This is a genomic window from Gemmata obscuriglobus, assembly GCF_008065095.1.
GTDB classification, from domain to species: Bacteria; Planctomycetota; Planctomycetia; order Gemmatales; family Gemmataceae; genus Gemmata; species Gemmata obscuriglobus.
The window spans coordinates 495,195-506,885 of sequence record NZ_CP042911.1 but is presented as its reverse complement, the minus strand read 5'-3'; the positions used below and the strand labels follow the sequence as shown (position 1 = coordinate 506,885).

The window sequence follows — 11,691 nt, the reverse complement described above, 5'->3', positions numbered from 1 at the left end:
AATGGCCCCCGACGCCCGGCCGGGGTACATTGTCGCCAGTTCCGATTCCGCAAGGAGTTCCACACGTCATGCGTCGCGCTCTCCCCGCCCTGTTCGCCGCGCTCGGCCTCGCGTCCGCCGCGACCGCGCAGCCGGCCAAGACCGGACCCGCGTTCGAGGAAACCAAGTACGGCGTCCTCCCGGCACCCAAGGACGGCAAGAAGGGGCCGACCAGCGTGTCCCAGTACACGCTCATCAACAAAAACAACCTCGTGTTGAAGTGCATCGACTACGGCGCGATCATCACCGAGCTGCACGTCCCGGACAAGGACGGCAAGTTCGCCGACGTGGTGCTCGGGTTCGACAAGCTCGAAGGGTACCTCGGCGGTCACCCGTACTTCGGCAGCAACGCCGGCCGGTGCGCGAACCGCATCGCCAACGCGAAGTTCCAGCTCGAGGGGAAGGAATACAAGCTGTTCGCGAACAACGACCCGCACACCCTGCACGGCGGCAAGGAGGGGTTCGACAAGAAGGTGTGGCAGGGCAAAGCGACCCTCACCGCCACCGGCCCGAGCGTGACGTTCAAGCGCACCAGCCCGGACGGCGAAGAGGGCTACCCCGGGGCGCTGGCCGTCGAGATCACCTACACCCTGACCGACAACAACGAACTCGTAGTCGATTACCGCGCGACTACGAACAAGACGACGATCTGTAATCTGGCGCATCACAGCTACTTCAACCTCGCCGGGCACAACGCGGGCGACATCAAGGGGCACGAGGTGCAGATCGCCGCGAAGAACTACACTCCGGCCGATGGCACGCTCATCCCGACGGGTAAGATCGAGCCCGTCGCGGGCACCGCGTTCGACTTCACGAAGGCCAAGACGATCGGTTCCGACCTGGAAAAGGCCGGCGGGAAGCCGGTGGGCTTCGACCTGAACTACGTGCTCGACAAGGGGACCACGAAGCGGCCGGAACTGGCGGCGCGGGTGGTGGACCCGAAGAGCGGGCGCGTGCTGGAGGTGCTCAGCACCGAGCCAGGGCTCCAGTTCTACACCGGCAACTTCCTCGACGGCTCGAACAAGGGCAAGGCGGGCGTCGCGTACAAGCAGTACAACGGGTTCTGCATGGAGCCGCAGAAGTTCCCCAACTCGGTCAACACGCCGGAATGGAAGGACAAGTCCGACGTGGTGCTGAAGCCGGGTGACACCTACAAACAGACCACGGTGTACCAGTTCAGCGTCGCGAAGTGAGACGAAAAGCACTTTCTGACAGGATCAACAGGAGCGACGGCGTTTGAAAGACAAAACGCCATCGGTCCTGAGTTGACAATCCGTTTCCGGTCTGCGCCAGTGTGGTCTGGGGGCTACGGTTCGGCAACCGGAGCCCCGACCATGCCACACGGCCCTCAGTTCCCGCCGATCACTCCAACCGACGACGACCGGCACCTCCGACGGCGACACGCTGTACCTGCCCACCGGCGGGGCGAGCGCGTTCAAGCTCGGCGCGCGGGGCGTCCCCGGTGGCGGCCGACGGGAAGGTGTACGTGCTGAACGAGACCGGCTCGTGCGCGGTGCCGGACGCCAAGGCGGACGGGTTCGAGGGGCTGGCGACCAACGACCTCCCGGGCGAGGCGCTGGGCACCCCGGCGATCGCGGGCGGGCGGATCTTCATCCGCACCGACAAGGCGCTCGCCCCCATCGGGAAGTAGGTACTCTTTCCGTGACCTTTCGGGCACACGAGGAGAACGCAGTGGCTGAACAAGAGTGGGAATCGGTAACCCACTACGATGCGCGAGGCACGTGGGACAAGGGGCGCGGCCCCTCCGGTTTCGGAGAGCCACTTCCGAGGGTGATATTTCGGGATGACGAAATCGTCATCGACTGGCCCGATGGGGACGGGACGACACTGATCGTGATCAAACAACACTCGGGCAGCCGCTTCACCGGCAGAGCCGTTTGGAACAGAGGACGACCGGACGAAGAGCACGCAATGGTCGAAGCAACCTTGTATTCAACTCCACAGGGCAAACACATGCTGTATGGGGAAGAGGTTTGGGAAAAAGCGCCGCCCGATTGGTTTGTGATACGGTTGACTGGTGGACGGCTCGTGTAGTGGGTTCCTGACAGCCCGCCGTTACCGCGCAGTAAGGCCGGGGTTCGGAGACGATATTTTACCTGGCGCTCAGGCCAGGGAGCTACCTCTGAACCCCGGCCTTACCGAGCGGTAACGGCGAACTGTCTTGGGTAACTTGCTTGAGTCCGAGCGGAGTCGGGGATCGTGATTCCCTCTCGCGTCCGTGTGGAGGATGACAAAAACCCTGCGTTCTGGGAGGTGTATACGTCTGGTACGAGCAGGCAGGGTTAAGGCTTGGGCTTACTCGAAGACTTCACTTTCTTTTCGGGCTTCTGAAGGTCGGGGCCTGTCGGCGGGGGGGGGGCTGTAAGCAAGGCAACGGCCTCCTGCGAAGCGTTAAGTTCGTTCATCATGTGTGCCCCGGTAGCCGTGAGTCGGTCCTTGATTTCGTTGATCGATCCCTCTTGCATGCTGAGCCCGACCGAAAAAATTGAGACAAACAACGTGACAAGTGACACGGTGGACAGCAACTCCAGGCAATACATTGTCTTAGCGAACCGTGAAACTGTCTCGATGCCGCCGAGCGGTGAAGTGGTCAGGACACTCACGCTGTAGAGGAGACAGTCGTAGAAGTGCGGCGAAAGTCCCTTTAACTGTTCTTCCCCAATTGCGGCGAGTGCGTAGTAGATCGACGCATACGACACAACTGTAACTCCGAACAGCATCAAGAAGTAAAGCATGAATCCGAATGAGATCGAGGAGACGACATGCGCCTCGAACCGCCTTAGGATCGGGGTGAGGTACGAAAATATCAAGACAATGTTGTTCAGGTCTTTTTTGACTTCGTCGGCTGTGTGTTTGGCCGGATCCTTTCGCCTGACCGTTACGCACAGTTCATGGAACAGTTGAGTAAGAGCGTTAACGGGTTTTACTGGATTTGTCGCCCATCGTACCCCGCTAACGACAAGAAAAAAGTTGATTGCCACAAGCAGGAGGGAAAATCCCTGGATGAGATCTAAGTTATCCAAATTCGTTAACACAATAACGCAAATTGCTACCAGCATTAGGTACACTGGCGCGGTGTAGGAGTGTGTCGCGCGATGAAGCAGTATCGCTGGGTAGTGCATTTTACGCACCAACCAGACGGTAGCCAGAACTGGGAAGAAGACCAGATTTGCTGAGTACAGCAGAAAGGTGCCGAGCCTCTGACTGATTAGGTGCACGCAGCCTACGCACAGTGGGTAGAGTGCGACCCACAAGAATCGCACATTGACGCTGTCGGGCGCGAACACCCGCCAGGTAGCGAAGCCTAGACAGAACCAAGCGACAATCGCCGGAATTCTCCAAAACGCCCAGTTGCAAAGCATAACGCTCATGAGAACTACCAGGTGGCACGTACTAAGATCAGGGTAAAGTATCGGAGGTTACCCGAGGGGTCAAAAGGTCCGATTCTAACGTGTGAAAAGGCCCACACCCTTTTGGAGATGCGGGCCTTCTGTCTTGAACGAGAGCGCTGTCGATCGGTCGTGTCGGCGATACTCGTGGTATCGATCGTGCCGGCGGGTTCACCCGTTTTCGGGTTGACGCGCTGGGCCTGACCGGCGTTTTTTGGGTTGTGGTCTCGTTGCCGATGTTTTCGTGCGGTTTATTCTCGGCTGTGGCTGTACTTTGCGCGGCTTCCTGTATTCGAGCGGCTGAGTAAGGGTAGGTATACAGGCGCCGACTCGTCCAGACGATGGGGTTACCACAGCACCCTCGCTTGGGATGGACGCGACTGCGTCACCATCGCATCTGGTGCCTTCGTCGTGCCAGTGGTTTTCGGCCCTTGCAACCACTCTGGTCCTGCACTCGGCTCCCACGGCTCGCGTGGCTGCTGGTGGAGACCGTTCTGGCCCCCGGCTGTCGCCGTCACTGGCTCGGCCGATAAGACCGCGAAAGTCTGGAAGCTGAAAGAGTGACCGGGCGGCTGCCCTGATCCGGGCCTTCGGAGTGACCACGTCCACGCCTCGCCGGTCGGCCGAGCCGTCACAGTTGATTAACTGCATCTCGGTGCCAACCCCCTTTGAGTTTGATCAAGCGTGCGGCGTCGGCCCGGCCGGATCTGGCATCCGACCGGGCGTCATTTCACTTGGAACGGCGCCCGCGCGGCGGCTTAATTCGCGCCGTTGCGTCGAGGCGATACGAGGCGGGTGATGGGCGTGCGTGTGAGTGCGTCGGCGCGAATTCTTAGCTGCCCCCAGCAGCGTGCGTGCGGCCTCGACCCCCTGGACCAAAACTACCGAGTCGTCTGGTTCGGCAACGCCGCCGTGAAGTCGGTCCGGCCCTGACGGCCGGCAGAACGGTGACGGGCCGCCGACCGCCCGCGACTGCCCGCCGCGGCGAGGTGTGAATATACTCGTCCGAGGCAGAACGCCGCTCAAAGCCGTTCGGGGGTCGCTCGTGGCCGAACAAATCCCGTTCAGTGATGTCGCCCTGGCGACCAACCCGGAACCGCGGTGCCCGTGCGTGCTGCTCATCGACACCTCCGGGTCGATGGCGGAAGTGGTGAGCGGCACCGGCCGCGACCTGGGACGCACCGCCCAGGTTGACGGGAAGACGTACCGGGTCGTTTCCGGCGGCACGACCCGGATCGATTTGGTCAACGAGGGCCTGCGCGTGTACCAGGCGGACGTGACGAACGACCCGCTCGCGGCCCAGCGCGTCGAGGTGTCCGTCGTCACGTTCGGCGACACGGTCCGGACCGTCACCCCGTTCGTGACGACATCGCAGTTCACCCCGCCCGTTCTGACCGCGAACGGCGAAACGCCGATGGGCGCGGCGATCCTGAAGGCGATCGACGCGGTCACCGAGCGCAAGCGCGAGTACCGGCAGAACGGGCTCCACTTCTACCGCCCGTGGATCTTCTTGATCACCGACGGCGAACCCACCGACGCGTGGGAGGCCGCGGCGGCCCGCGTGCGCGAGGGGGAGGAAAAGAAGCAGTTCGCGTTCTTCGCCGTGGGCGTGGAGGGGGCGAACATGGACCGGCTGAAGCAGATCTCCGTTCGCCAGCCGTTGCACCTCAAGGGGTACAGCTTCAAGGAGATGTTCCTCTGGCTGTCGCAGTCGCAGCGGAGCGTGTCCCACTCCAACCCGGGCCAGGAGGAGCAGGTCAAACTGGCGCCGCCGGCCGGGTGGGCCAGCCTGTGACCGACCCGATTTGGCGGACCCTCGGCGAAAGCGCCCCCGGCACCTCCCACGCGGCCCGGAGCGTTCCCTGTCAGGACGCGTTCCGGGTCTGCCACTGCGGTCCGGGCGGCGCCTGGCTGCTCGTGGCCGTGGCCGACGGCGCGGGCAGCGCGTCCCGGTCCGATGTCGGGGCCGAACTGGTGTGCGACGAGTTCGTGCGCCTCGTGACGCGGGCGGTGCCCGCCGACCTGTGCGCGCCGGCGGCGCTCGTCGACCTGTTCGCCGCCGTCCGCTCGGCCGTCCTGGCGCGGGCCGACGCCCTGGAGGTGCCGCCCCGCGAGTTGGCCTCGACGGCGCTCGTGGCCCTGGTCGGCCCGGAGACCGCGGCGTTCGCACAACTCGGCGACGGGGCGATCGTGTGCGGGGCGGGTGACGGGTACCGCGTCGTGTTCTGGCCCGAACCGGCGGAGTACGCCAACGCCACCGACTTCCTGACCGACGACGGGTTCGCCGGCGCGATCCGGACCGAGGTGGTCGCCGACCGGGTGACCGAACTCGCCGCACTGACAGACGGGCTCCAGCGCCTGGCACTGGATTTCGCCGCCCGCGCCCCGCACGCCGGGTTCTTCACACCGCTGTTCCGGCGGCTCCGGACCGAGCCCGACACCGAAGCCCTGTTCGAGCCGCTGCGTCAGTTCCTCAACTCCGCCCGCGTGAACGAGCGCACCGACGACGACAAGACGCTCGTACTAGCCGCCCGCCGCCCATGACCCCACCCGCACTGATCGACGCCCAGGGGCGCCCGTTCCCGCTCGCCGCGCACCTCGCGTCGGGCGGCGAGGGGGCCGTGTTCGCCCTGCCCAACGACCCCGCCCAGGTCGCGAAAGTGTACCTCAAGCCGGGCGACCCGCGGCGCGGCGAGAAGCTGGCCGCGATGGTCGCGCTCGCCAGCCCGGCGCTCAAGCAAATGACCGCGTGGCCGACCGCGGTGCTGTTCGACGCGCGGACCCGCGCCGCGGCCGGGTTCGTCATGCCGCGCGTGTCGAACGGCCACCCGGTCCAGCAGCTCTACAACCCGGTCATGCGGCTCAAGGCGTTCCCGCGCGCCGGCTGGACCTTTCAGGTCGCCGCCGCGCGGAACTTGGCGGCCGCGTTCGACGAGGTGCACAAGGCCGGGTGCCTGGTGTGCGACGTGAACCAGAGCAACGCGCTGGTGCTGCCGGACGCCCGCATCGGGCTGATCGATTGCGACTCGTTCCAGGTGCGCGCCGGCGGCGCGTCGTACCTGTGCGACGTGGGCACCCCGCACTACACCCCGCCGGAGTTACAGGGCCAGCACCTGCGCGGGCTGGTGCGGACCGAGAACCACGACCGGTTCGGGCTGGCGGTGCTGATTTATCAGCTCCTGTTCGTCGGCCGGCACCCCTACGCCGGGGTGTACACCGGGCCGGACGACCCGTCGTTCGAGGAACTGATCGCCGGGTTCAAGTTCGCCCAGGGGCCGCGGGCGCACACCTGGGGAATGGCGCCGCCGCCGCACACGCCGACCTTCGCCGACATCCCGCCCGACCTCGGGAACCTGTTCTGCCGGGCGTTCGAGCGCGGGAGCGAGGCCGGGGGGCGCCCCAGCGCCGCCGAGTGGGTGCCCGCGCTCCAGGCCCTCGAACAGGAATCCGTGCTCTGCGCGGCCGACCCGGGGCACCGGTACTGGCGCGGGGCCGTTGGCGGGTGCGTGTGGTGCCGGCTGGCGGCCCGGGGCGGGCCGGAGTACTTCTTCGGCGCCGGCGGCACTTCGGGCACTTTCGAGGTCGATGAGGAGAAGTTGCGGGACGTGCTGGAGCGGTTGGGCCGCACCCAACCGGCCGAGTTCCGCTACGACCGCGCCCGGTTCGCCCCGCCGGCCGCCCCCGCGCCGGACCCGCTCCCGGAGGGGCTCGACGAGCACCGGAACGTGACGCGGATCGTCGGCGGCGCGGCCGCACTGTGCGCGCTGGCGATGCCGCTGGGGCTGGTCCGCGAGTTCATGTGCGTCATCGCCCTTTTGGGTGCGCTGGCGTTCGGCGGGTGGCTGGCGGTGCTGGTCGCGCGGTCGCCGTGGCGGCAGGAGTACCGCCGCCGCCGCGCGGCGTACCGGCACGCGAGCGACGACCTCGCAGACCTCGAAGACAAGTGGCGCCGGCGGGTCCGCGCGTACCAGCGCGATCACGCGGACGGGGACCGCCGCGTCCGGCGCCTCGTCGACGAGTGCCGCGCCCTGGCGTCGCAGTATCAAGGGGAGGTGCGACAACTGGCCGCACACGCGGAAGCGGCGGCGCTCCGCCGGCACCTCCAACTCCACCCGCTCGCGGACGCCGAAATCCCGAAGATCGGGGCGGGGCGAAAACAGACCCTGGCCGCCGCCGGGGTCGTGACGGCGGCCGACGTGGAGTGGGACCGGGTGCGCGGGATCAAAGGGTTCGGGGACGCCCTGACGAACAACGTCATGGCCTGGAAGAACGAGGTGCTGCGGGCGTTCCGGTTCGACCCGCGGGGCGCCACGTCTCCGGCCGAGCAACAGGCGCTGGTCGTGAAATATCGCGCCCGCCAGCAGCAGGCCCTGGCCGAACTGGAGCGCCGGCTCGGCGAACTCGGGGCGCTCGCCCCGGCCTGCCGACAGGCGGTCGAGAAGTTGGCGCCCGGCCTGGCCCGGGCGGTCGCGGCGTTCGATCAGGCGCGAGCGAACTTCCGGGCCGTCGGCGCCCGCTGACGGCCCGCCTCAAAATAGCGCCCCTCGCGCCGGCCCGTTGTCGCCTGGCAACAACATTTCAACCACAGCGGAGGCGCCGCGCACGGAAAGCGGCCAACCGGCTTTGCCTGTCGCAGCCATGTTATAGAGTTGGTGCCGGGCAACGTGTTGGACCCAAGACCGCGCGCCATGCAACACTTTTGGCTCTCCCTGTTCGACACGTCCGACTTCCCGGCCCGGTGGCGGTGCGGGAACTGGGACGCGCCGCTGGGCTGGCTGCACATCCTGTCCGACCTGGGCGTGTGGTCCGCGTACCTGGCCATCCCGATCGCGCTGGTGCTGTTCGCGCGGCGCCGCAAGGATGTCCCGTTCCGCAACCTGTTCTGGCTGTTCAGCGCGTTCATCCTCCTGTGCGGCACCACGCACCTGATCGAGGCGATCATCTTCTGGTGGCCCGCGTACCGGCTGGCCGGGCTCGTCAAGCTCGCCACCGCCGTGGTGTCGTGGGCCACCGTGCTGTCGCTGCTGCCGGTGATCCCGAAGGCGTTCGCGATGCGCTCCCCGGAGGAGCTGGAGCGCGAGGTGGCCGAGCGGCGCCGGGTCGAGGCCGAGCTGCGGGCCAGCGAGGAGCGGTTCCGGGCGGCGATGAACGGCAGCCTCGACGCCATGTTCTTCCTGACCGCCGTCCGCGACCCCGACGGGCTGATTACGGACTTCACGTTCGACGACGTGAACCCGGCCGGCGAACACCTCGTGGCGCGGACCCGCGCCGAGACCGTCGGGCAGCGGCTGTGCGAGATGCTCCCCGTCAACCGCACCGGCGGGTTCTGTGACCGGTACGCCCGCGTGGTGGTCACCCGGGAGCCGCTCGAAGAGGAGTTCCCGTTTCAGACGCCGGAGGGCGTGTCGTGCTGGCTCCAGCACCAGGTGGTGCCGCTCGGGGACGGGGTCGTCATCACGTCCCGCGACATCACCGCGCGGAAGCAGGCCGAGCTGGAGCTGCGGGCGAGCGAGGAGCGGCTGCGGTCGGTGGTGGAGTCCGCGACGGACGCGATCATCACCACCGACCGGCACGGGCTCGTGGTCGGGTGGAACCGCGGCGCGGAGCGCGTGTTCGGGTGCCCGGCCGAGGCCGCCACGGGCTCGGACATCACCCGCATCATCCCCGCCCGGTACCGGGCGGCCCACGCGGGGCGGCTGGCCGAGTACCGGCCCGGGCGGCCGTCGTCGGTGGTGGGACAGGTGGTGGCGGTGGACGCGCAGCGGCGGGACGGGACCGAGTTCCCGGCCGAGCTGACGGTGACCGCGTGGGAGGCCGGCGGGGAGACGTTCTTCACCAGCATCGTCCGGGACGTGACCGATTCGCGCCGGGCGGCCGAGGCGGTGGCCCGGTCCGAGCGGTACTACCGCACCCTGTTCGAGCACGCGCACGACCCGGTGCTGGTGTTCGACCCGGACGGCGAGCGGGTGCTCGACGTGAACCCCGCGGCGTGCCGGGCGTACGGCCTGCCCCGCGAGGAGTTCGTCGGCCGGTCGCTCGCCGACCTGTCGGCGGACCCCGCGGGGGGACTCGTGCACGTCGCCGCGGCGACCGACGGGCGCGACGTGTACCAGTTCGAGACGGTCCAGTTCCGCCGCGACGGGGCGCGCATGGAGCTGGAGGTGAACGCGTCGGTGGTGGAGTTCGACGGCCGCCCGGCCGTGCTGAGCGTGAACCGGGACGTGACCGAGCGGAACCGGGCCGAGGCGCGCCGGGCCGAGCGCGAGCGGGCCGCGGCGATGCGGGCCGGGGTGGCCGCGGCGGTGGCCCGCGGGGGCGACAAGCCGGAGGCGCTGCGGGCGTGCTGCGCGGCCGTGGTCGACGAGCTCGGCGCGGCGCTGGTGCGCGTGTGGGTTCTGCCCGAAGGGGGCACGGTGCTGGAGCTGCGGGCCAGCGCCGGGCTGACCGCGTCCACCGACGGCCTGTACGCCCGGATCCCGGTCGGCCGGCTGCTGGTCGGGCGCATCGCCGAGGAGCGGAAGCCGTACTGGACCGATGCGGTCGCCGACGACCCCCTGACGGGCGAGCCGGAGCGCGTCCGGAGTGCGGGGCTGGTCGGGTTCGCCGGGTACCCGCTGCTGGTCGAGGGGCGGCTGGTCGGGGTGCTGGCCACGTTCGCCCGGACCGCGCTCGGCGCCCCGGCGCGCGAGGCCCTCGGCGGCGCCGCGGACCTGATCGCCCAGTTCGTCGAGCGGCGGCGGGCGGAGGAGCAGATGCGGCTCCGCGACCGGGCGCTGGCGGCGTTCCCCCAGGGGGTCGCGATCGCCGACGCCACCCGGCCGGACCACCCCCTGGTGTACGTGAACCCGGGGTTCGAGCGGATGACCGGCTACCCCGCCGCCGAGGCGCTGGGCCGCAACTGCCGGTTCCTCCAGGGCAAGGGCACCGACCCGAGCGCGGTGGCGGCCGTCCGCGCGGCGCTGCGGGACGGGCGGGCCGCGCTGGTCGAGCTGCTCAACTACCGCAAGGACGGCAAGCCGTTCTGGAACGCGCTGACGGTGGCCCCGGTCCGCGACGGGGCGGGCGCGCTGACCCACTTCGTCGCGATCCAGACCGACGTGAGCCCGCTCAAGCAGTTGGAGGCCCAGCTCCTCCAGTCCCAGAAGATGGAAGCGGTGGGGCGGCTGGCGGGCGGGGTGGCGCACGACTTCAACAACCTGCTCACCGTGATCCTGGGGTTCGGCGGGATGCTCGGCGACCGCCTGACCGGGCGGGAGCGGACCCTGGTCGGCGAGATCGTCAAGGCCGGCGAGCGGGCGGCCGGGCTCACCCGGCAACTGCTCGCGTTCAGCCGCCAGGAGGTGATCCAGCCGCGCCCGCTGTCGCTCAACGTGGTGGTGGCCGAGGCCGAGCGGCTGCTGCGCCGGCTGATCGGCGAGGACATCGAGCTGACGACGGTGGCGGACCCGGAGCTGGCGCAGGTGGTGGCCGACCCCGGGCAGGCGGAACAGGTGCTGATGAACCTGGTGGTGAACGCGCGCGACGCGATGCCCACCGGCGGCCGGCTCACCGTCGAGACCAGCAACGTCGAGCGCGACGGGGCGCGGTACGTCCTGCTCTCCGTGACCGACACCGGGTGCGGGATGTCCGACGAGGTGAAGGCGCGGCTGTTCGAGCCGTTCTTCACCACCAAGGGGGCGGGCCGGGGCACCGGGCTGGGGCTCGCGGTGGTTCACGGCGTGGTCGAGCAGGCGGGCGGGCACATCGAGGTGGACTCCGTGATCGGTCACGGGACCACGTTCCAGGTGTACTTCCCCGCCGCCGGCGCCGGCCCGGGTTCGTCGGGGGTCGCGACGCCGCTGCCGGCCGTTCCGGATGGCACGGAAACGGTTCTGCTGGTCGAAGACGACACGGAGGTCCGGGCGCTGGCCCGCGAGGTGCTCCGCGAGCGCGGGTACACGGTGCTCGAAGCGCCCGGCGCGGGCGAAGCGCTCCAGACGGCCGCGGCCCACCGCGGGCCGCTCCCGCTGCTGATCACCGACGTGGTGATGCCGGGGATGGGCGGGCGGCAACTGGCCGAGGCGCTCCAGTGGTCGCGCCCCGGGCTCCGGGTGCTGTACGTGTCGGGGTACACCGACGACGCGGTCGTGCGGCACGGGGTGCGGTCGGCCGAGGTGGCGTTCCTCCAGAAGCCGTTCACGGCCGAAGCGCTGGCCCGCAAGGTGCGCGCGGTGCTGGACGGCTGACATACCCCCTCAAGCAG

At 68.4% G+C, this 11,691-nt stretch carries 8 protein-coding genes; 7 read left to right on the top strand and 1 reads right to left on the bottom strand.

Annotation, left to right across the window (positions count from 1 at the left end):
* The first annotated feature begins 68 nt into the window (after window positions 1–68).
* From GobsT_RS02205 to GobsT_RS02195, 3 genes are all read left to right on the top strand, one after another.
* Window positions 69–1,232 carry an aldose epimerase family protein gene (locus GobsT_RS02205; RefSeq protein ID WP_010042455.1) on the top strand — a complete coding sequence of 388 codons (1,164 nt, stop codon included), beginning with the start codon at window positions 69–71 and terminating at the stop codon, window positions 1,230–1,232.
* Between the two features lie 269 nt (window positions 1,233–1,501).
* Window positions 1,502–1,690: a hypothetical protein gene (locus GobsT_RS02200; RefSeq protein WP_010042458.1), complete on the top strand. Its 189-nt coding sequence runs from the start codon at window positions 1,502–1,504 to the stop codon at window positions 1,688–1,690.
* A 41-nt stretch (window positions 1,691–1,731) separates the two neighbouring features.
* Window positions 1,732–2,094, top strand: coding sequence for a hypothetical protein (locus tag GobsT_RS02195; protein WP_148087580.1), 363 nt, complete (start codon window positions 1,732–1,734; stop codon window positions 2,092–2,094).
* A 248-nt stretch (window positions 2,095–2,342) separates the two neighbouring features.
* On the opposite strand, the gene GobsT_RS02190 is transcribed toward GobsT_RS02195, so the two are convergent.
* The gene (locus GobsT_RS02190) at window positions 2,343–3,431 is read right to left on the bottom strand and encodes a hypothetical protein (protein ID WP_029601002.1); all 1,089 of its coding nucleotides are present in this window, start codon (window positions 3,429–3,431) and stop codon (window positions 2,343–2,345) included.
* Window positions 3,432–4,494: 1,063 nt separating this feature from the next.
* Between GobsT_RS02190 and GobsT_RS02185 the strand changes: the two genes are divergently transcribed.
* From GobsT_RS02185 to GobsT_RS40365, 4 genes are all read left to right on the top strand, one after another.
* Window positions 4,495–5,244: a vWA domain-containing protein gene (locus tag GobsT_RS02185; protein WP_010042461.1), complete on the top strand. Its 750-nt coding sequence runs from the start codon at window positions 4,495–4,497 to the stop codon at window positions 5,242–5,244.
* Entirely contained in the window at window positions 5,241–5,993 is a 753-nt protein-coding gene (locus GobsT_RS02180) for a PP2C family serine/threonine-protein phosphatase (RefSeq protein WP_010042463.1), read from the top strand. Before GobsT_RS02185 ends, GobsT_RS02180 begins: the two co-directional genes overlap by 4 nt.
* Window positions 5,990–7,969, top strand: a complete 1,980-nt coding sequence (locus GobsT_RS02175; protein WP_010042465.1) for a helix-hairpin-helix domain-containing protein — start codon at window positions 5,990–5,992, stop codon at window positions 7,967–7,969. The genes GobsT_RS02180 and GobsT_RS02175 overlap by 4 nt, the downstream gene beginning before the upstream one ends.
* A 168-nt stretch (window positions 7,970–8,137) precedes the next feature.
* Window positions 8,138–11,674, top strand: a complete 3,537-nt coding sequence (locus tag GobsT_RS40365) for a PAS domain S-box protein (protein ID WP_010042468.1) — start codon at window positions 8,138–8,140, stop codon at window positions 11,672–11,674.
* Window positions 11,675–11,691 lie beyond the last annotated feature (17 nt).